The sequence below is a fragment of the Nonomuraea sp. NPDC050556 genome, from assembly GCF_044457355.1.
Taxonomy (GTDB): Bacteria; Actinomycetota; Actinomycetes; order Streptosporangiales; family Streptosporangiaceae; genus Nonomuraea.
Map to the genome: position 1 here is coordinate 217,660 of NZ_JBITGU010000005.1, position 19,975 is coordinate 237,634.

General features: G+C 70.2%; 18 protein-coding genes. 12 read left to right on the forward strand and 6 right to left on the reverse strand.

Annotated elements, in window-relative coordinates; genetic code table 11:
• Positions 1 to 103 precede the first annotated feature (103 nt).
• Both ACIBG8_RS43245 and ACIBG8_RS43250 read left to right on the forward strand, forming a co-directional pair.
• A complete protein-coding gene (locus tag ACIBG8_RS43245; protein ID WP_397349073.1) occupies positions 104 to 1,003 on the forward strand; it encodes an alpha/beta hydrolase family esterase in 900 nt (299 codons plus the stop codon).
• Between the two features lie 35 nt (positions 1,004 to 1,038).
• Positions 1,039 to 2,637 carry a hypothetical protein gene (locus tag ACIBG8_RS43250; protein ID WP_397349074.1) on the forward strand — a complete coding sequence of 533 codons (1,599 nt, stop codon included), beginning with the start codon at positions 1,039 to 1,041 and terminating at the stop codon, positions 2,635 to 2,637.
• Between the two features lie 41 nt (positions 2,638 to 2,678).
• Here the strand turns inward: ACIBG8_RS43250 and ACIBG8_RS43255 are convergent, their stop codons facing one another.
• Together ACIBG8_RS43255 and ACIBG8_RS43260 are read right to left on the reverse strand one after the other, a co-directional pair.
• Entirely contained in the window at positions 2,679 to 2,939 is a 261-nt protein-coding gene (locus tag ACIBG8_RS43255) for a DUF2568 domain-containing protein (protein ID WP_397349075.1), read from the reverse strand.
• A gap of 99 nt (positions 2,940 to 3,038) precedes the next feature.
• Positions 3,039 to 3,995: a polyprenyl synthetase family protein gene (locus ACIBG8_RS43260; protein ID WP_397349076.1), complete on the reverse strand. Its 957-nt coding sequence runs from the start codon at positions 3,993 to 3,995 to the stop codon at positions 3,039 to 3,041.
• Between the two features lie 77 nt (positions 3,996 to 4,072).
• On the opposite strand from ACIBG8_RS43260, the gene ACIBG8_RS43265 reads away from it, so the two are divergent.
• A complete protein-coding gene (locus ACIBG8_RS43265) occupies positions 4,073 to 4,633 on the forward strand; it encodes a TetR family transcriptional regulator (protein ID WP_397349077.1) in 561 nt (186 codons plus the stop codon).
• A 338-nt stretch (positions 4,634 to 4,971) separates the two neighbouring features.
• Here the strand turns inward: ACIBG8_RS43265 and ACIBG8_RS43270 are convergent, their stop codons facing one another.
• Positions 4,972 to 5,556 carry a TetR/AcrR family transcriptional regulator gene (locus tag ACIBG8_RS43270; RefSeq protein WP_397349078.1) on the reverse strand — a complete coding sequence of 195 codons (585 nt, stop codon included), beginning with the start codon at positions 5,554 to 5,556 and terminating at the stop codon, positions 4,972 to 4,974.
• 254 nt (positions 5,557 to 5,810) lie between these two features.
• Between ACIBG8_RS43270 and ACIBG8_RS43275 the strand changes: the two genes are divergently transcribed.
• Both ACIBG8_RS43275 and ACIBG8_RS43280 read left to right on the forward strand, forming a co-directional pair.
• Positions 5,811 to 6,626, forward strand: coding sequence for a hypothetical protein (locus tag ACIBG8_RS43275; RefSeq protein ID WP_397349079.1), 816 nt, complete (start codon positions 5,811 to 5,813; stop codon positions 6,624 to 6,626).
• Positions 6,626 to 9,088 carry an ATP-dependent Clp protease ATP-binding subunit gene (locus ACIBG8_RS43280; RefSeq protein ID WP_397349080.1) on the forward strand — a complete coding sequence of 821 codons (2,463 nt, stop codon included), beginning with the start codon at positions 6,626 to 6,628 and terminating at the stop codon, positions 9,086 to 9,088. Before ACIBG8_RS43275 ends, ACIBG8_RS43280 begins: the two co-directional genes overlap by 1 nt.
• A gap of 436 nt (positions 9,089 to 9,524) precedes the next feature.
• Here ACIBG8_RS43280 and ACIBG8_RS43285 read toward each other — a convergent pair whose 3' ends face one another.
• Both ACIBG8_RS43285 and ACIBG8_RS43290 read right to left on the reverse strand, forming a co-directional pair.
• Positions 9,525 to 10,208, reverse strand: a complete 684-nt coding sequence (locus tag ACIBG8_RS43285) for an alpha/beta hydrolase (protein ID WP_397349081.1) — start codon at positions 10,206 to 10,208, stop codon at positions 9,525 to 9,527.
• Between the two features lie 58 nt (positions 10,209 to 10,266).
• The gene (locus ACIBG8_RS43290) at positions 10,267 to 11,265 is read right to left on the reverse strand and encodes a LacI family DNA-binding transcriptional regulator (RefSeq protein ID WP_397349082.1); all 999 of its coding nucleotides are present in this window, start codon (positions 11,263 to 11,265) and stop codon (positions 10,267 to 10,269) included.
• A 99-nt stretch (positions 11,266 to 11,364) separates the two neighbouring features.
• On the opposite strand from ACIBG8_RS43290, the gene ACIBG8_RS43295 reads away from it, so the two are divergent.
• Genes ACIBG8_RS43295 through ACIBG8_RS43325 form a run of 7 tightly spaced genes read left to right on the forward strand, consistent with a single transcriptional unit; the run spans position 11,365 to position 19,487 of the window.
• Positions 11,365 to 12,978, forward strand: coding sequence for an ABC transporter substrate-binding protein (locus ACIBG8_RS43295; protein WP_397349083.1), 1,614 nt, complete (start codon positions 11,365 to 11,367; stop codon positions 12,976 to 12,978).
• On the forward strand, positions 12,978 to 13,928 hold the full coding sequence (locus tag ACIBG8_RS43300) for an ABC transporter permease (protein WP_397349084.1): 951 nt from the start codon (positions 12,978 to 12,980) through the stop codon (positions 13,926 to 13,928). The genes ACIBG8_RS43295 and ACIBG8_RS43300 overlap by 1 nt, the downstream gene beginning before the upstream one ends.
• Positions 13,925 to 14,767, forward strand: coding sequence for an ABC transporter permease (locus tag ACIBG8_RS43305; protein WP_397349085.1), 843 nt, complete (start codon positions 13,925 to 13,927; stop codon positions 14,765 to 14,767). The genes ACIBG8_RS43300 and ACIBG8_RS43305 overlap by 4 nt, the downstream gene beginning before the upstream one ends.
• Positions 14,767 to 15,714, forward strand: a complete 948-nt coding sequence (locus ACIBG8_RS43310) for an ABC transporter ATP-binding protein (protein ID WP_397349086.1) — start codon at positions 14,767 to 14,769, stop codon at positions 15,712 to 15,714. The genes ACIBG8_RS43305 and ACIBG8_RS43310 overlap by 1 nt, the downstream gene beginning before the upstream one ends.
• Positions 15,711 to 16,508, forward strand: coding sequence for an ABC transporter ATP-binding protein (locus tag ACIBG8_RS43315; RefSeq protein ID WP_397349087.1), 798 nt, complete (start codon positions 15,711 to 15,713; stop codon positions 16,506 to 16,508). The genes ACIBG8_RS43310 and ACIBG8_RS43315 overlap by 4 nt, the downstream gene beginning before the upstream one ends.
• On the forward strand, positions 16,505 to 17,905 hold the full coding sequence (locus ACIBG8_RS43320) for an amidase (RefSeq protein WP_397349088.1): 1,401 nt from the start codon (positions 16,505 to 16,507) through the stop codon (positions 17,903 to 17,905). The genes ACIBG8_RS43315 and ACIBG8_RS43320 overlap by 4 nt, the downstream gene beginning before the upstream one ends.
• A complete protein-coding gene (locus ACIBG8_RS43325) occupies positions 17,895 to 19,487 on the forward strand; it encodes an amidohydrolase (RefSeq protein ID WP_397349089.1) in 1,593 nt (530 codons plus the stop codon). Before ACIBG8_RS43320 ends, ACIBG8_RS43325 begins: the two co-directional genes overlap by 11 nt.
• Here the strand turns inward: ACIBG8_RS43325 and ACIBG8_RS43330 are convergent.
• Complete coding sequence (locus ACIBG8_RS43330) at positions 19,461 to 19,958, reverse strand: MarR family winged helix-turn-helix transcriptional regulator (protein ID WP_397349090.1); 498 nt, start codon at positions 19,956 to 19,958, stop codon at positions 19,461 to 19,463. The two genes, ACIBG8_RS43325 and ACIBG8_RS43330, sit on opposite strands and share 27 nt — an antisense overlap.
• Positions 19,959 to 19,975: the final 17 nt, after the last annotated feature.

Below are 19,975 nucleotides of genomic sequence, written 5' to 3' on the forward strand. Positions count from 1 at the left end.
TATCGATCCAGAAATATGACTGGACGGCGGCCGGATTTGTGACATTTCAGATCGTGATGCTGGCCACAGCCTTGGCTATCGTGCAATTGACGGGGAGGTATCCGTGTTGCGACGTGTGCTGGCCGCGCTGTTGCTGTTGTCCACCGGCTGTACCGGGGTGTCCGTCGCGACGAGCCCGCAGCCTCTGCCCACCACGGACTGCTCGTCCCTGCGGTCCGGCGAGCACAGCCTCACCTTCGCCGGGAAGGAACGCCGCTTCCTGCTGTCGGTGCCGAAGGGCAAGGGGCCGCACCCGGTCCTGCTGAACCTGCACGGCCTGGGTTCCAACGCCGACCAGCAGGCCGCCTACAGCGGGCTGCCCCAGGCCGGACGCGAGCGCGGCTACGTCGTGGCCACCCCGCAGTCGGACCCCGACGCGTTCGGCTGGGGGCTGCCCGGGTTGGCCGGGCCCGACGACGCCGGGTTCCTCGCCGCGCTGCTGGACCTACTGGAGCGGCGGTTGTGCGTGGACAAACGACGGGAGTTCGCCGCTGGCATGTCGATGGGGGCGGGAATGTCCACCGGGCTGATCTGCGGCCTGCGCGGGCGGCTGGCCGGGGTGGCGCCGGTGGCGGGCATCAACATCGTGACCGCCTGCGACAAGCCCGAGCCGACCACGATCGTGGCCTTCCACGGCACAGCCGACACGGTCGTGCCGTACAAGGGCGGGCATCCGTTCGCCGGGCGGTCGGGCAGGCTGAGCGAGCTCGGGCAGCTGATCACGCTGGCGCCGGTGGTGGACAGCGTGCGGGCCTGGGCGGGCGGCTTCGGCTGCGGCAAAACGCGGACCCGCGGGGAGCTGCGGGAGTGGACCGGGTGCGCGGAGGGCGTCGTGGTGCGGCTCTACACGCTCAAGGGCGGCGGCCACACCTGGCCTGGCGCGAGACCGGTCGCGCGCCTGGGACCCACCGATCCGCTACCGGCCACCAAGCTGATCCTGGACGCCTTCGACGCCGTCCGCTGACCGTATATCGTGTGCTGTCGGCGTGTTGGAGGAATGTGGACGGCGCGAACTGGTCTCGGTGGGACACCGTCCGCGCCCATCGCCGGGTCCTCGCGGTCGCGCGGAACGTGACCTCCGCCGGTCGGCTGCTGGACGTGCTGCCGGTATTCGGTTCCGATCCGCGCGTCCAGACGGTGTTCACGACGGTTGACGGGTCGGCCTTCAACGACGGGCTCGACGACTACCTGTCCGACGTCCAGGCGCGGGTGGTGCCGTGGGGCCTGGCCGTACGGACCGAGTTCGACCTGGCGCTGTCGGCCACCGCCAACGGCGACCTGCACGAGCTGCGCGCCCCGGTGCTGCTCATGCCGCACGGAGCGGGGCACAACAGGCTGCTGCGTACCGCTGACGGGTACAGCGCGGAGGTGTCCGGGCTGGCCAGGAGCCAGCTCCTGCGCGACGGCAAGGTGGTGCCCGCGGCCATCGCGCTGTCCCACGAGGAGCAGCTCGCCAGGCTGGAACGCTACTGCCCCGAGGCGCTGCCGTTCGCGGTGGTGACCGGTGATCCCTGCTTCGACCGCCTCGTGGCCAACCTTCCCCGCCGCGAGCGTTACCGGCGTGCGCTCGGTGTTCCTGAGGGGGGACGGCTGGTGCTGGTCAGCTCGACGTGGGGTGAGCACTCCCTGTTCGGGGACAGCTCGCTGATCTCCCGGCTGGTGAGCGACCTGCCGCTGGACGAGTACCGCGTGGTCGTGGCCGCGCACCCAAACGTCTGGAAAGGGTACGGCGGGCTGCAGGTGCGCCTCTGGCTCGCCGAGGCGCGGGCGGCCGGGCTGATGCTGGTTCCGCCCGAGCGCGGGTGGCAGGCCGCGTTGGTCGCGGCCGACGTGGTGGTCGGCGACCACGGCTCGGTCACCTTCTACGGCGCCGCGCTGGACCGGCCGACGCTGCTGGCCTCCTCCGGCGGGGAGTTCGCCGAGCTCGACCCGCTCTCCCCGACGGCCGAGCTGTGCCGCCTCCTGCCGAGGGTGGATCGGCTGCGCCCGCTGCGCGAGCAGGTGGAGGGGGTCGTGGCCGCGCATCGGCCCGGGGCGTACGCACAAGTGACCGAACGCACTTTGGGAGAAGTCGGACGCTCCTCCGAGCTGCTGCGCCGTACCGCGTATCGGCTGATGGACCTGCCCTGCCCGTCCGGGCCTGCCGTACCGGCTGCGGTGCCCTCGCCGGTGGGCGAGCGGGCCGAGGTCACGGCGTTCCTGGTGCAGACCGAGGTCGAGCCCGGTGCGCGGCAGGTGGTGGTGCGCCGTTTCCCGGCGACCGCGAAGATCCCCGCCGGGGAGCCCGATCCGCATCTGGTGGTCGACGTCGAGGAGCTGGACCGCCGCCTGCTGGAGAGCGCCGATGTGATCATCGGGTCCGGCGAGCCACAGGAGATCCTGAGCCGCTACCCCGGCTGCGCCGCCGCCGCGCTGGTCACCGGGTCGCGGGCACGGGTGACGTTGCGCGACGGCCGCGTAGTCACCGTAACGGGAAGTGGCGTGGATCCGGCCTGCCTGCCTTCCGTGGTGTACGGCTGGCTGGCGGTCGGCCTTCCGTTTCCCGAGGAGCTCGTGGTCAGAGCCGGTGCGGGAGAAACCTGCGTTGACGTCGCTTAGGCGAGGCGCGTGCAGGGCGTCGGCCGGGCAGATCGGCTCCATTACCTTCGGGCAGCAGTAACCGCCACAACCGCGCCCCCGAGGAACCAGACCGCCTGGAGGGCGATCTTGGCTGTGCCGTGGAGGGGGTAGGTGGCTTGGGGCGCGCAGAAGGCGCCCCAGATCCCGGCGAAGACCGCGAGCCCGCCGACGATCGTGGCGATCCGTCGCGGCCAGGTGGAGCGGGTCCAACCCCAGTAGACGACGGCGGCGTAAACGGCCATTTCGGCGGCGAACCAGATCAGGTCGACAATCGTCAGCACGGTCAGCTCCACAGGGCGGCGGCCAGGATCAATTCATAGCGTGAATGATACTTAGAGATTACCATTCAGGCTGTGAATGATGTCAAGTGGAGCTCGCGTTCAGGCCATCGCGGGGGTGCGGGTCAGCTCGGTCACGTGGTCGATGTAGGCGGTCGGCAGGGCGGCCAGTGCGGCGAAAGGGTCCGAGGCGGGTAGGGCTGCGCGGGCCTCGGTGGCCAGGGCTCGGCAATACGCGAGGGTGTCGTCGACCATGCTGCTCCGCCTCACCCTTGCCAGCACCTCAGGAATGTCGCCGTCGAGGAGGTCGGGGTTCTTGCCTCTGGCCCACAGCAGCGGCAGGCTGTAGACACCCTGCACCAGGTCGTTACCGGTGGGCTTGCCCAGCACCTCCGCCGCCGCCGTCAGGTCCAGCAGGTCGTCGAGGATCTGGAAGATCAGCCCGAACTTCTCCCCATAAATCGCCATCCGGGTGCGTTCCTCTGCGCCGGCGCGGGCGCAGAGGGCGGCCACCAGGCAGCTCGCCCTGAACAGCGCCGCCGTCTTGCCGGTGATCGACCTGAGGGCGGACTCCTCCGTACGGTCCCGGTTGAACAGGTCGGTGGTCTCCAGATACTGCCCCTCGGCGAGCTCCACCACCGTGGCCGCGAGCACCTCGGCGACCGGCCTGGACACCGACGTGATCGCCGCCAATCCCGCCCTGGCGAGCATGAAGTCGCCGATGACCAGCGCCTTCCCCTGCCCCAGGTCGGCGTTGAGCGTGGGGGCGCCGCGCCGCTTGGCCGCGTTGTCCATCAGGTCGTCGTGGACCAGGGAACCGGCGTGGATCAGCTCCACGCACGCGGCCGCCGTGATCACCCGCCGGTCCGGCTTCTTGCCGAAGGCGAGCGCGGTGGCCAGGGTCAGCGCCGGGCGCAGCCGTTTGCCACCGGCGTGGACGATCCGCTCGGCGCCCGCGTTGATCTCGGGCAGCGAGGAGGAGCCACTGAGGCGGCTGATCCTGGTCTCCACCCGGCGCAGTCCTTCGGCGACCGCTGGAGTGCTCAAGAGCTGGTGCATCTGGTTCAACCCCCTAATGATGACCACTTGGTCATTAGTGACCGTAGCACCCTAATGACCGGCCGTACACTAAGGGTGTGAGCAAACGTGTGCGCGACCCGCAGGCCCATCGCGCGGCCATCCTCCTGGCCGCCAGAGCCGCATTCGCCGAGCTCGGCTACGCCAAGGCGAGCATCCGCGAGATCGCCAAGCGGGCCGGCGTCACCCACGGTCTGGTCATGCGGCACTTCACCTCGAAGGAGAAGCTGTTCGTCGCCGCCATGCCCGGTTCGAGCAATCTGAACGAGCTCATGCCGGACACCGCCGACGCCGTTCCCGAGCGCATCGCCCGCGCCTACGTCGACCGGATGGAGAACTCCATGGGGGACGACCCGTTCATCGCGCTGATCCGCAGCGCGGCCACGGACGAGCAGGCGGCCACCGAGCTCTACCGGGCCATGCGGCAGCGCAGCATCGAGGCCTACCGCACGATCCTGACCGGCCCCGAGCTGGACGAGCGGGTCGACCTACTGGGCGCGCACCTGATCGGCGTGACGTTCACCCGGTACGTCGTCAAGGACGGCCCTCTGTCCGAGATCGCCCCCGACCGGCTGGTCGAGCACCTGACGCGCACGCTGCGCGCGATCCTTTTCGGCTGAACGCAGCAGCATGGCGGCAGGCACCCAGAGCAGGATGAACGGCGAGGGCTCGAAGAGCGCCGCGCCGACGGTCCCCCAGCCGCCGAGCAGCCAGGCCACGAAGACCGGCGGCATCGTTCCTCTACGGCCCAGCCACGCGATCAGCAGCCCCAGGGTGAACAGCGGCAGGCCGAACGAGCCGATCGTCAGCCAGAAGGCGCCCAGGTCAGCCAGCCCGTTGGCCGGGAACCAGTAACCGCCGGACAGGTCCTCGACGTTGATGGCGACCGTAATGACCAGGTGCAGTACGCCAAGGAAAGCCGTAATTCGGCCTGCCCACACAACCATGACAGAACTCCTCAATGTGGGGCCGCGGCGCGGAGGATCGTCTCCACGGCGCGGCGCAGCGCGGCGCGGTCGGGCGGCTCGGGGTTGGGCCTGGTGACTCCGTCGTACGTCAGTCCCTCGACGACCGCCAGGATGAGCTGGGCGTTCTCCTCGGCCGCCGGGCTGCCCATGCTCAGGAGCATCAGGCGGCTCTGTTGCAGGAACCGTTCCCTGAGCGGGCCGAGGGCGTGCAGGAGCTCAGGCTGCTCGGTGGCGAGCAGCCTGATCTCCAACCTGGCCTTCGTACGCTGACGCGCCGGCCCGAGCCAGTGCGCCAGCACCCCGGCCAGCAGGTCGGCCGCCTGGCGCAACATCGGCTCGTCGCCCATGCCGGGCGACAGGGTGGCCCGGTCGATGTCGTCCTGCTCCTGCTCGGCGATGAGCTCGACGATGCCCTGCAGCAGCGCCTGGCGGGTGCGGAAGTAGTAGCTCGTCGAACCGGGGGGCACCTCCGCCTTGGTGTCCACGGCCCGGTGGGTGAGGCCGCGCAGGCCGTCAGTGGCCACGACGGCCACGGCCGCCTCCAGGAGCGCGGTCACCCGCGCCGACCTCGTCATCCCTCTACATCCATAGAGTGAATCCTCTATGGATGTAGAGTCGGTGTCAAGTTCGGCTGCTGGCTTAAAATCGGCCGTTCTCGCCCAGCCGGAGCTACTGTGTGGGTCAGGCGGAGCACCCGCCGGTGCCAGGCGCGACTCCCCACGCAGATCGCGCAGGATGGCCAAGAGTCGCCGACTCAGTGCACTGGAGTCAGGTGTGCGGCCTGATCGTGCCGCCTGATCGGTGGGATGCGTGGGGTCCTGCCGGAGGCATGATGGTTGAAGACCAGCACCAAGACGAGCGGCCCCGGCGCAAGCCGGTGTCAGGCAGGGCGCGCAGGCGGGCGAACCGGGCGCGGGCGGCCCTCACCGGCGTCCCCTACTCCGTGGCCAGGCGCGGCCTCGATGCCTACTGCGAAGGTCCGGCCAGCCAGGGCCGCACCATCTATCCCGCGAGCACGGACGGGCACCGGCTCAAGCTGATCGACCTCCGGGCCGGGCGCACCTTCGCGCAGCGGGTCCACGACGCCCGCGTGGCCGCCGACCTGCCGTGGGGGCGGGCGCGGCACCTGTGCGAGCGCTTCCCGCCGACCAGGGGCGAGAGCGGCACCGGGGTCGGCCCGCTCTACCACGGGGAGTGGCGGCAGGACGTGCTCGCCCGGGTCTACACCACGATCGCCACCGAGGTGGAGGGGCTGGCGCCGTCGGTCGGCGAGCTCGCCTGGGCGGCCGAGCTGGGCGAGGAGACGGCCGTGGACATCGTGTGCGCGCTGCTGGACCGTACGGCCAGGCTGGCGCTCGACCGGGTGCCGTCGATCCGCGCCGACCTCAGCTTCGAGGGGGCCAAGCAGACCCTCGACGCGCTGCTGGTGGTGTCCGAGGACGGGCACTCCCCCGGGACCCGTGTACGCATAGCGGCTGAGCCGTACTCAGGAGCGACCGGCACGATCGTCGGCGCGCGCTGGGAGCTGACCGGGCCGCCCGTCGCCTACGTCGTGCGGCCCGACGGGGTGGCGGCCGAGCTCGTCGCCAACCCGGATGACCTGGTCGTGCTCGCGTTCCGGGCACCGTCCCGCAGGGAGGTCTGATGTTCGAGAGGTTCACCGACCAGTCGCGGCGCGTTGTCGTCCTGGCCCACGAAGAGGCCAGGATGTTCAACCACAACTCCATCGGCACCGAGCACGTGCTGCTTGGGCTCATCACCGAGGGCGAAGGGGTCGCCGCCAGGGCCCTGGAGAGTCTCGGCATCGGCGCAGAGGCGGTGCGTCTCCAGGTCGAGGAGGTCCTCGGCCGTGGGCTGACGGCTCCGATCGGGCAGCTCCCGTTCACGCCTCGGACCAAGAAGGTCCTCGAACTCGCGCTCCGTGAGGCTTTGCAGCTGGGCCACAACTACATCGGTACGGAGCACATGCTGCTCGCGCTCGTCCGTGAGGGCGACGGCGTGGGGGCGCAGACGCTGGCCAGGCTCGGTGCCGATTCCGGGCGGGTACGGCAGGCGGTCATCCAGCTGCTGCACGGCTACCAGGGTGCGGCGGAGAGCGCCCAGCAGCAGGAGGCGGCGACGCCGTCCCCTTCGACCGTGCTCGACCAGTTCGGCCGCAACCTGACCAGGGATGCCCGTGAGGGCAAGCTGGATCCGGTGATCGGGCGGGACAAGGAGATCGAGCGGGTCATGCAGGTCCTGTCGCGCAGGACCAAGAACAACCCGGTTCTCGTGGGCGAGCCAGGTGTGGGCAAGACGGCTGTGGTCGAGGGGTTGTCGCAGAAGATCATCAAGGGGCAGGTGCCCGAGACGCTCAGGGACAAGCAGGTCTACACGCTTGACCTGGGCTCTCTGGTGGCCGGTTCGCGTTATCGCGGTGACTTCGAGGATCGGCTGAAGAAGGTGCTCAAGGAGATCCGCACGCGGGGCGACATCATCCTGTTCATCGACGAGCTGCACACGCTGGTGGGCGCGGGGGCCGCGGAGGGGGCGATCGACGCGGCGAGCATCCTGAAGCCGATGCTGGCGCGGGGTGAGCTGCAGACGATCGGGGCGACCACGCTCGACGAGTACCGGCGCTATCTGGAGAAGGACGCTGCGCTGGAGCGTCGTTTCCAGCGGGTGGAGGTGGCCGAGCCGTCGCTCAGCCACACGATCGAGATCCTCAAGGGTTTGCGTGATCGCTATGAGGCGCATCATCGCGTGTCGATCACGGATGGGGCGCTCGTCGCTGCCGCGCGGCTGGCTGATCGTTACATCAGCGACCGGTTCCTGCCGGACAAGGCGATCGACCTGATCGACGAGGCCGGGTCGCGGATGCGGATCTCCCGGATGACGGCTCCGCCGGACCTGCGGGAGTACGACGAGAAGATCGCCGGCATGCGCTGGGACAAGGAGTCGGCGATCGACGCGCAGGACTTCGAGAAGGCGGCGACCCTTCGTGATCAGGAGCAGCGGTTGCGGGCGCAGCGGGAACGGCGGGCGAAGGAGTGGAAGGCCGGGGACATGGATTCCGTGGCCGAGGTGACCGAGGAGCTCATCGCGGAGGTCCTGGCTGCTGCTACCGGGATTCCGGTGTTCAAGCTGACGGAGGAGGAGTCGCAGCGGTTGCTCCGGATGGAGGATGAGCTGCACAAGCGGATCATCGGTCAGGACGACGCGATCAAGGGGTTGTCGCGAAGCATCCGGCGTACTCGTGCGGGGTTGAAGGACCCGAGGCGGCCCGGTGGGTCGTTCGTCTTCGCCGGTCCGTCGGGGGTGGGGAAGACGGAGCTGGCGCGCACTCTGACGGAGTTCCTGTTCGGGGACGAGGAGGCGTTGATCAGCCTGGACATGTCGGAGTTCATGGAGAAGCACACGGTCTCCAGGTTGTTCGGCTCGCCTCCCGGCTATGTCGGGTATGAGGAGGGTGGTCAGCTGACCGAGAAGGTCCGCCGCAAGCCGTTCTCGGTGGTTCTTTTCGATGAGATCGAGAAGGCGCACCCGGACATCTTCAACTCGTTGTTGCAGATCCTGGAGGACGGTCGGCTGACCGATGCTCAGGGTCGGGTGGTGGACTTCAAGAACACGGTCATCATCATGACCACGAACCTCGGTACCCGGGATATTTCCAAGGGGCAGGGGATCGGGTTCTCCAAGGCGCATGACACCGAGTCGAACTACGACCGGATGAAGTCGAAGGTGCAGGAGGAGCTCAAGCAGCACTTCCGGCCGGAGTTCCTCAACCGTGTCGATGACATCGTGGTCTTCCACCAGCTGACGCCGAACGAGATCATCAAGATCGTGGATCTGATGCTCGCTCAGGTCGGGGAGCGGTTGAAGGACCGCGACATGGGCCTGGAGGTGTCTGCGGAGGCCAAGCAGTTGCTGGCTGATCGGGGGTATGACCCGGTGATGGGTGCTCGTCCGTTGCGGCGGACGATCCAGCGGGAGCTGGAGGACTCGTTGTCGGAGAAGATCCTGTACGGCGAGCTGCGTCCTGGACAGGTCGTCAAGATCACCATCGAGGGCGAAGGCGACAACGCCACCTTCGTCTTCACCAGCGACCGCGAACCAGTCCTCCTCTAGCGCCTCCCCGGGGCCTTGATAAGCGATCCCGGAACCCACCTGCCCCCCCCCCAGGAAGGACCCCTCGCCTGCCCAGCTAGCGGGCGGCGCGGGGCCCTACCAACCCGCCCAGCCATCCAGGCGAAGGGGCGCGCCGGGCGAGCGCGACGGCGCGGGCCCGTCAGCGCGTGGTGAGTGCACACACGGCCGCACAAGCGCACGGCCGCACAAGCGCACGGCCGCATGGGCGCACGGGCGCAGGGCCGCACGCTGCTTGGCGCGTGGGCGGCGCGGCGCGTGGGCGGTGCAGCGGGCCTAGCGGGGCGTGGCGTTGCACGGCATGCGGGGCGGCGCATGACTTGCAGGGCGGTGCACGGCAGGCGGGCGGGCGCGGCAGGCGGGGCCATGCGGCGCGCCACGTCAGAGGGCGGGTGGATGTGTGGGGGGAGGGGTGGTGTTAGGAGAGGGCTTTGGCTGCTGTGTCTATCAGGTCGGATACCGCCGATGGCTGAGAAGCCAGGGAGGCGTGGCTGGCGGGGAGTTCGATGGTCCTGCGTGGGGCCATGCGCTTCGCCATCCGCCGTTCGTTGTCCGGGTTGATCATGCGGTCTTCGCTCGATACCTGGTACCAGGTTGGCTTCGCCTTCCAGGCTGGGCTGGTCACCGGGTTGCCGAAGGTCGAGGCCAGCGGGGCCTTCTGGGTTACGGCCATCACCAGGGACTCGTCGTCGGTCAGGTCCTGGCAGAAGCTCTCCTGGAACTTGTTCTGGGCTATCCACAGGTATCCGTCGGAGTCCGGGGCGATGTTGGCGAAGGCCGCCGGAGGGAGCTCCTCGCTGATCTGGCCTGGGCTTTCTCCTGCGTCCGGAGCGAAAGCGGCGATGTAGACCAAGCCCACCACGTTCGGCTGGTTGCCTGCTTCGGTGATCACTGCACCGCCATACGAGTGGCCCACCAGGAGCACTGGGCCCTGGATCTGGTTGATCATCTGTTGGGTTCGTGAGGCGTCCGCAGCCAGGGAGGTCAGGGGGTTTTCCACGGCGAAGATCGAAGCGTAGCCACGCCTGTACAGCTCGACGATCACCTTGCTCCAATGAGCCGCGCCGCCCCAAAAGCCGTGCACTAGAACGATTGATGTCATAAGGGAGCAATTCCCCTAGACATCGCCCCCGCCGCCGTCTTTGTCGCAATGTTTGGGGCTACTTCCTTGACCTGGATGAGGCGCGGATCTCCAACCGCGGCTCCAGCAGCCGCCCAGCCACCCCGGAACGGCCCTCTATACGGTCCACCAGCAGTTCGATGCCTGCCCGTGCCGTCTCCTCCGGCACGAAGCTCAACGTCGTCACCGGCGGGTCCGTATAAGGCGCCGTCTGCTCCTCCGTCGCGCACACCAGCAACAAGTCACCAGGCACCGACCTGCCCAACCGCCGGATCGTGTCCAGCAGCAACGGCGGGCTCACCTCCACCAGCGAGAACAACGCGTCCGGCGGCTCAGCAGCACCGAGCAACGACTCCACCGCCACCAGCGTCGCCTCCAACCCCGGCTCGTCCAGCATGGCCAGCCGAGGCTCGCACCCGTGTGACGCGCACCAGTCGAGATAGGCCCGCGCCGAGTCATGGTGAAAAGCCGCCGTGGTCGCGCCCGCGATGGCCGCGATCCGGCGCGCCCCGCCCGCGTGCAGGTGGTCCATGACCTCGTGTACGGCCCGGCCGTAGTCGAAGTCGATCCACGGCCCGTCCGTCCCCGCCATGGCCCGCCGGTCGGAAAGGATCGGGATGCCCGCCGAGAGGAAGTCCCCCACCAGCGGATCGTCGGCGACGGGATCCACGATGAACACCCCGTCCAGCGGCAACTCCAGCCAGCAGTCGTCCGGTCCGGTGTTGGGTAGCAGCACGATGCCATAGCCCCGGGCCAGCGCCTCCCGCGAGCAGAGCGTGGCGAGCTGCGCGAAGTAGGCCAGCTCGGTGTAGACCCAAGGCCGCTCGACGTACTCGCGGGCCGCCAGCCCGATCAGCCTGGTGTGCCCCGCCCGCAGCAGCCGCGCGGTGGCGTTGGGCCGGTAGCCCATGCTGCGCGCCACCTGCTTGACGTGCTCGCGGGTGGCCTCGGGCAGCCTGCCGGCGCCGTTGAGCGCGTCGGAGACCGTGGTCTTGGACACCCCGGCCGCTCGGGCCACGTCGATCAACCGAACCTTCATGCGCCAAGCATTGCAGAATCGTTCCGCCACAGGCTTGTGCAGGAACGTTCCTTCACGAATACTCGCAGCCACCCGAAAGAGCCCGAAAGAGGTGGTCCGATGCGCACAGCCCGGATCGGAGCCGCGGTGGCGTTCGCCGCGCTCGCCGCAGCGGCTTGCGGCGGGAGCACGACCCCGTCGGCGAAGAGCAAGGCCTTCGAGATCAGCAAGGACACTCCCCCGGCCAAGGGCCCGGTGGACACGGTGACCTGGTCCCTGTACGCGGAGCCGCAGTCGCTCGACTACGCCTACGCCTTCGACTACCCGCCGAACACCGTGCTGGCCAACGTGTGCGACCAGCTCATGCGGATCACCCCCGACCTGAAGCTGGAGCCGGGCCTCGCCGAGAAGGCCGAGTCCCCCGACCCGCTGACCTGGGTCTACACCATCCGCGCAGGCGTACGGTTCCACGACGGCAGCGAGCTCACCGCCGACGACGTGGTGGCCAGCATGAAGCGCCACCTCGACCCGAAGGTCGGCTCCTACTGGGTCTCCGCCTACCAGAACGTGAAGTCCGTGGAGAAGAGCGGCCCGATGCGGGTCACCGTACGCCTGACCAAGCCCGACCAGCTCTTCAACGAGCAGATGGGCACCTCGGCAGGCACCATCGAGAGCGCCGCCACCCTCAGGAAGCCCGGGTACGGAAGTCCGGACGTGGGGGTGAACTGCACCGGTCCGTACACGTTCGCCGGCTGGGAGAAGGGCCAGGCGATCACGCTCAAGCGGTTCGACGGCTACTGGGACGCCAAGCTCGCCGCCAAGGCCGCGACGGTCAGGAACGTGTTCATCGCCGACCCGTCCACCCGCGTCAACACGCTGGTGTCCGGCGAGGTGGACGGGGGCTACCTGGTCCCCTCCAGCGGGTTCGGCAAGCTGACCGCCGCCACCTCGGGCAAGCTCTACTTCGGCCCCAACACCACGGCGGTCAACCTCATCCCGACCAACCTCAAGGGCACCCTCGGCGACCTGCGGCTGCGCAAGGCCCTGTCGATGGCGCTGGACCGGGAGGGCGTGCTCAAGGCGGCCTCGGCCGGCGTCGCCGTACCGGCCAAGGCTCCAGCGGCGATCGGCGCGTGGGGCATCGCCCCCGACCTGGCCAAGGAGTACTACGCCAAGCTGCCCGCGCTCACCCGCGACGTGGAGGGCGCCAAGAAGCTGGTCCAGGAGGCCGGTGCGGCGGGCAAAAAGCTCGTCATGGCGACCAGCACGATGTCGCCCGAGATCTCGGTCATCGCCAACGCCGTCCAGGCGGCAGGGCAGGCCATCGGGCTGCAGGTCGAGCTGAAGGCGGTCGCCCCCGACGCGTACACAGCGCTGTTCTCCGACCCCAAGGCGCGCGAGGGCATCGACCTGGTCATGACGATCTGGTACGACTCCACGCCCGACCCGCTGGAGTTCTACGGCATCCTCAAGACCGGCAACTTCGCCAACTACGGCGGCTACTCCAACGCCGAGTACGACAGGCTCGTCGACGAGGCGGGCGCCCAGGCGGACACGGCCGCGCGCGCCGCCGTCGTGGCCAAGCTGCAGGACATCGCGATCAGGGACATGATCTGGATCCCGCTGTACGAGGTGCCGCACAGCATGTTCCTCAACAAGCGGCTGAGCGGCGCACCGACCAGCATCTCCCAGCTCGTCTACCCCTGGGCGGCCATGATCGGGTCGGCCGGCTGATGTTCGGCTTCCTCCTGCGACGGCTGGGCGGCCTGGCGGCGACCCTGGTGGCGACCTCGTTCGCGGTGTTCTCCTCGGTCTACCTGGCCCCGGGCAACCCGGCCTCGTTCCTCATCCAGGGCCGCTCCGCCTCCCCCGAGGCGCTGGCGGCGATCAGGGCGCAGTACCACCTGGACGACCCGTTCCTCGTCCAGTACGTCAAGTGGGTCGGCGGCGTGCTCACCGGCGACCTGGGCCGCTCGGTGCAGTTCCGCCAGGACGTGGCCGGGCTGATCCTGGCCCGGCTGCCCACGACGTTGTCGCTGGTGGCCTACGCGGGGCTGCTCATCCTGCTGACCGGGCTGGCGCTCGGGGCGCTGGCCGCCCTGCGCCCCGGCCCGGTCGACCGGATGGTGCTGCTGGGCACCGGGGTGGCCACGGCGACGCCGTCGTTCGTCGCGGCCATCAGCCTCATCTCGCTGTTCTCCGTACAGCTCGGGTGGTTTCCCGCGTTCGGCAACGGCAGCGGTTTCGGCGACCGGATCGCGCACCTGACGCTGCCCGCCGTGGCGCTGGCGCTGACGTTCGCCGGGCTGCTGGCCAGGGTGACGCGCTCGTCGATGCTGGAGGAACTGGCCCGCGAGCACGTCGAGGTGGCCCGCTCGCGCGGCGTCCAGGAGCGGGACGTGATCAGGAGGCACGTGCTGCGCAACGCCATGGGCCCGATCACCACCGTGACCGGGACCGTGATCGCGGGGCTGCTGGTGGCCACCTCGATCGTGGAGACCGCCTTCGGGCTGTCGGGGGTCGGTCAGCTGCTGGTCGGCTCGGTCACGGTCAAGGACTTCCCGGTCGTGCAGGCGGTCAGCCTGCTCGTGGTGCTGGCCTTCACGCTGGCCAACCTCCTCGTGGACCTGCTCCACCCGTTCATCGATCCGCGGCTCACGCACGCGAGGAGCGCACGCTCATGACAGCCGTCCCCCTCTACCGCAGATACCGGCTGCCTGCCGACAACATGCTGGTCGTCGCGCTGGTCGTGCTGGTGATCCTGGTGACGGCGGCGGCGCTGGCGCCGGTCGTCTCGCCGTACGACCCGCTGGCGGTGGACTTCTCGGCCGCGCTGAGCGGTCCGAGCGCCGACCACCTGCTCGGCGCCGACCAGTCGGGGCGCGACATCCTGTCGCGGCTGATCTACGGCGCGCGGGCCGGACTGCTCGGACCGCTGCTCGTGGTGAGCGTCTCGACGGTGCTCGGCGCGTTGCTCGGCGTGGTCGCCGCCTGGTGCGGCGGGATCGTCGACACGCTGCTGTCGCGGGGCATGGACCTGATCTTCGCCTTCCCCGCGCTGCTGCTCGCGATCATGATGGTGTCGTTGTTCGGCCCGGGGCTGACCGCTCCCATCGTCGCGATGAGCGTGGCGTACGCCCCGTACGTCGGCCGCCTGGTGCGCGGCGTGGCCATGGCGGAGATGTCCAGGCCCTACATCCAGGCCTACCGGGTGCAGGGCTGGTCCGGCTGGGTGATCTGCGTCAAGCACCTGGTGCCCAACATCGCGCCGCTGGTCCTCGCCCAGTCCGCGATCAACTTCGGCTACGCGCTGATGGACCTGGCCGCCCTGTCGTTCCTCGGCTTCGGCATCCAGCCGCCCACCCCCGACTGGGGCGCGATGATCAACGAGGGCGCCGGCGCGCTGCTGCAGGGCGCGACGCTGCCCGCGCTCGCACCGGGCATCGCCGTCGTGATCACCGTGGTCGCCTTCAGCATGGCCGGCGAGGGCCTCGCCGACCGCGTCGCCCAGCGGGAGCGCTGATGCTGGAGATCGAGAAGCTGAGCGTACGGCTGGCAGAGGCGGGACGGCCGATCCTCGACGAGGTCTCGTTGCACGTCGCGCAGGGCGAGGCCGTCGGGCTGGTCGGCGAGTCCGGATCGGGCAAGTCCGTCACCTGCCGCGCGGTGCTCGGCCTGCTCCCCGGCGGCGCCGAGACCTCCGGCAGCCTGCTGGTCGGCGGCGACGACGTGCTGGCCATGACGCCAGCCCAGATCCAGGCGCTGCGCAGGACCAAGGCGGCGATGATCTTCCAGGACCCGCGCGCCTCCATCAACCCGGTGCGCAGGATCGGGGACTTCGTCACCGAGGGGCTGCGCGCCGGGGGCACGGCGTACAAGCAGGCGCTGGAGCGGGCGGTCGAGTTGCTGGAGGCCGTCGGCATCAACGATCCGCGCGGGGCGCTGCGCCGATACCCGCACCAGTTCTCCGGCGGCATGCTGCAACGCGTCATGATCGCCGGGGCGCTGGCCGCGCACCCGCAGCTGTTGCTGGCCGACGAGCCCACCACGGCGCTGGACGTCAGCACGCAGGCCGAGGTGATCGCCATCCTGGCGCGGCTGCGTGCCGTACAGGAGATGGGGATGCTCTTCGTCACCCACGACCTGGAACTGGCCTCGGCGATCTGTGACCGGATCTACGTGATGTACGCGGGACGGATCGTGGAGGAGCAGACCACGGCCGAGCTGTTCAGCCGGCCCAGGCACCCCTACACGGCCGGGCTGCTGGCGGCGACGCCGAGGCTGGAGTCGGACACGCCGCCGCACGGCATCCCTGGACGACCGCTGTCACTGGCCGACGCGCCGCCGGGCTGCGCGTTCGCCGAGCGGTGCGCCCACGCGCGCGACCTGTGCGGCGAGCATCGGCCGGAACTGCGGATCGTCGACGGCGCGAGCGTGTCATGCCTGCGGGCAGAGGAGGTCGGCGGATGAAGCTGCTCGAAGCCGACGGGCTGCGCAAGGCGTTCGGCGGCCACCTGGCCGTGGACGGCGTCTCCTTCAGCCTCGAAACGGGCCGCTCCCTCGCCGTGGTGGGCGAGTCCGGCTCCGGCAAGACGACGACGGCGCGGATGCTGGTCGGCCTGGAACGGCCCGACGCGGGCCGGATCCTCGTCGAGGGGCGCGACCGGCTGGCCGTACCCAGAGGGAGGACGGCGCGGCTGACCAGGGCCAGGGAGATCCAGATGGTCTTCCAGGACCCCTACCTGTCGCTCGACCCGCGCATCACCGTCGCGGCCAGCGTCGAGGAGCCGCTGCGCCTGCACTTCGACCTGACCGTGCAGCAGCGCGCCGCCCGCCGCGACAAGCTGCTCGACCTCGTCGGGCTCGGCTCGCGCGAGGCGGGGGCGCTGCCGCGCCGCCTGTCCGGCGGGCAGCGCCAGCGGGTCGCGATCGCGCGGGCGCTGGCCACCGAGCCCAAGGTGCTGATCCTCGACGAGGCCACGGCCGCGCTCGACGTGTCCATCCAGGCGCAGATCCTCGACCTGCTCGCCGCGCTCCGGCGCGACCTCGGCGTCGCCTACGTGTTCGTCAGCCACGACCTCGCGCTGGTCAAGCACCTGGCCGACGACGTGGTCGTGCTCCACCGGGGGCAGGTGGTCGAGGCCGGGCCCACCCGGCGCGTGCTGTCCGCCCCAGAACACCCCTATACCCGCCTGCTGCTGCACTCGGTGCCGCGGCCCGGCTGGGATCCCGCCCAGATTGCCGCCGCCAGGAGGCTGCTGTGAACTACCTGTCCGCCACGGAAGCCCTGCGGCTCTTCAGGTCGCGCGACCTGTCGCCCGTCGAGCTGATGACCTCCGTGATCGACCGGGCCGACGCCGTGGAACCGCACGTCAACGCGCTGAGCGAGCGCCTCTTCGAGGAAGCGCTGGCCCAGGCCAAGCAGGCGGAGCGCGCCTACGCCCCGGGCGGCGACCCGCGCCCGCTGGAGGGGCTGCCGGTCGCGACCAAGGACGAGCAGCCGATCACCGGCCGGATCGCCTCGGACGGCTCGCTGGCCTTCACCGACCAGGTGGCGCTGGTGACCCACCCGGTCATCGAGCGCATCCAGGCGGCGGGCGGGATCGTGCACGCCCGCACCACCACGCCCGAGTTCTGCTGCGCCGCCTTCACCCACTCCAAGGTGTGGGGCGTCACCCGCAACCCGTGGAACCTGGACTACTCCCCCGGCGGCTCGTCCGGCGGTTCCGGCGCCGCGCTCGCCTCGGGGACGGCCACGCTCGCCACGGGCTCCGACATCGGCGGCTCGATCCGGATCCCCGCTGCCAACACGGGGACCGTGGGCTACAAGCCGCCCTACGGCCGGGTGCCCGCGATGCCGCCGTACAACCTGGACCACTACTGCCACGACGGGCCGATGGCGCGGACGGTGGCCGACTGCGCGCTGCTGCAGAACGTGATCGCCGGGCCGCATCCGCTGGACGTGGTGTCGTTGCGGCCTGCCGTACGGCTGCCTGAACGGCTCGGGGACGTGGCGGGGATGCGGGTGGCCTTCGCCCCCAACCTGGGCGACTGGGAGATCGAGCCGGAGGTCGCCGCCAACACCGCCGCGGTCGCCGACGCGCTCAGGGAGGCCGGGGCGATCGTCGAGGAGGTCGAGGTGGGGCTACGGCGAGCCGATGTGATGCGCGCTGTCTTCATCCACTTCGGCGCGATCTTCGGGCCCATGGTGGCCAGGATCCCCGACCAGGACCTCCTCACCGCCTACGCGCGCGCCTTCGTGACCGACACGCGGGACGCTGGCGACTTCCTGACCGGGCTGGAGCTGGAGGCGGACGTCTACGCCAGGATCGGGCCGCTGCTCGACGACTACGACGCGCTGATCTGCCCGACCACGGGAGCGCCCGGCCTGCTGGCGGGCGAGGAGTACATCGACACCAAGCTCACCGTCAACGGCGTCGAGCTCGACCACTACCTGGGCTACGCGCTCACCCCCGTCTTCAACATCGCCAGCCGCTGCCCCGTGCTCGCCGTCCCGTCCGGCCGCTCGTCGAGCGGCGTGCCCACCGGCGTGCAGATCGTCGGGCGCACCTACGACGACGCGACCGTCTTCCACCTCGGCGCCGCGCTCGAACGCGTCCGCCCGTGGTCCTTCCAGGAGGCCCTGCCCGATGCACGCTGACCTGGTCTTCCGCAACGGCCCCGTCCACACGCTCGACGCGGCGGGCACCGTCGCCCAGGCGGCAGCCGTACGGCAGGGCCGGATCGTCGCGGTGGGCGACGTCGAGGCTCTCGTCGGGCCGGGCACCGAGGTCGTCGACCTCGCCGGACGGGCGCTGCTGCCCGGGTTCCAGGACGCCCACGTGCACCCGGTGTTCGCCGGGCTCACGATGATCAGGTGCGACCTGCACGAGGCGGGCTCGGCCGACGAGGCGCTGGCCCTCATCGCTTCCTACGCGCGGTCCAACCCGTCCGGGTGGATCTCGGGCGGCGGCTGGTCCATGGAGTGGTTCTCCGGCGGGACGCCCAGCAGGCAGCTGCTCGACGCCGTGGTCGCCGACCGGCCCGTGTACCTGGTCAACAGCGACGGGCACGGCGCCTGGGTGAACACCAGGGCGCTGGAGATGTCCGGCGTGCACGCCGGCACCCCCGACCCGTCGGACGGGCGCATCGAGCGCGAGCCTGACGGCGCCCCGCAGGGCACCCTGCACGAGGGCGCGGCCGAGCTGGTCGGGCGGCACGTGCCCGAGCCGACGCCGTCGATGATGCTGGAGGCGCTGGCCGTCGGCCAGCGGCAGCTGCACGCCGTGGGCGTGACGTCCTGGCAGGACGCGCTGGTCAACCAGCAGGTCCAGGACACCTACATGGCCGCGTCCGGGTTGCTGACCGGGCGCGTCGTGGGCGCGCTGTGGTGGGACAGGGACCGCGGCGAGGAGCAGATCCCCGAGCTGATCGACCGCCGGATCACCACGGGCCGGTTCCGCACCACCAGCGTCAAGATCATGCAGGACGGCGTGGCGGAGAACTTCACCGCCGCGATGACCGTCCCCTACGTGCACGACTGCGGCAACTCCGGTCTGAGCTTCGTCGACCCGGAGAAGCTGCGCGGCTACGTCACCCGGCTGGACGCGCTCGGCTTCCAGGTGCACGTGCACGCGGTCGGCGACCGCGCGGCCAGGGAGGCGCTGGACGCGTTCGCCGCCGCGCACGCCGTCAACGGGCCGGGCGACAACCGGCACCACATCGCCCACCTGCAGGTCGTCCACCCCGACGACGTGCCCCGCTTCGCCGCGCTCATCGTCACCGCGAACCTGCAGCCGCTGTGGGCGGCGCACGAGCCGCAGATGGACGAGCTGACCCTGCCCTTCCTCGACTCCTCGCTGGCCGGTTGGCAATATCCGTTCGGCGACCTCCACCGGGCCGGGGTCCCGCTCGCCGCGGGCAGCGACTGGCCGGTCAGCAGCCCCAACCCGTTCGAGGGCATCCACGTCGCGGTCAACCGGGCGCACCTCGGCTCCGGGCTTCCCGCGTTCCTCCCCGCCCAGCGGCTCGACCTGACCACCGCGCTCGCCGCCTACACGCGCGGGACCGCGTGGGTGAACCACCTCGACGACTGCACGGGCACGATCGAGGCGGGCAAGTACGCCGACCTCGTGGTCACCGACCGCGACCCGTACGCCGTCCCCGTCGAGGAACTGGGCGCCACGACCGTCACGGCCACCTACGTGGACGGCGTCCTAGTCCACGGGCAGCGTCTGTCCTAGCTTGCGCAGCAGGCCGGCGAGGGTGTCGCGCTCCTCGCCTGTCAGCCCGGACAGCAGCCTGGCCTCGTGCTCCACGTGCTCTCCCACGACGTCGTCGATGACCTGAAGCCCGCGGGCGGTGAGCTTGATCAGCCGGCCACGGGCGTCGTCGTCCGCAGCGCGCCGGGCGACCAGCCCGGCCCGCTCCAGCCGGTCCACCCGCTTGGTGACCGCCCCCGAGGTGACCATGGTCGACTCGCCCAGTTCCCCGGCGGTCAGCTCGTACGGCTCGCCAGAGCGCCGCAGCGTGGCCAGCACGTCGAACTCTCCCCGCCCCAGGTCATAGCGGGAGAACACCCGCAGCAACCGCTCGTCGAGCGCCCAGTGCAGGCGGCTGATCCGCCCGATCACGTGCATCGGGCTGGGGTCGAGGTCCGGCCGCTGGCGCTGCCACTGCGCGACGATCCGGTCCACCCCGTCTTCCATGGCCATGCCTTGACTATAGCTTC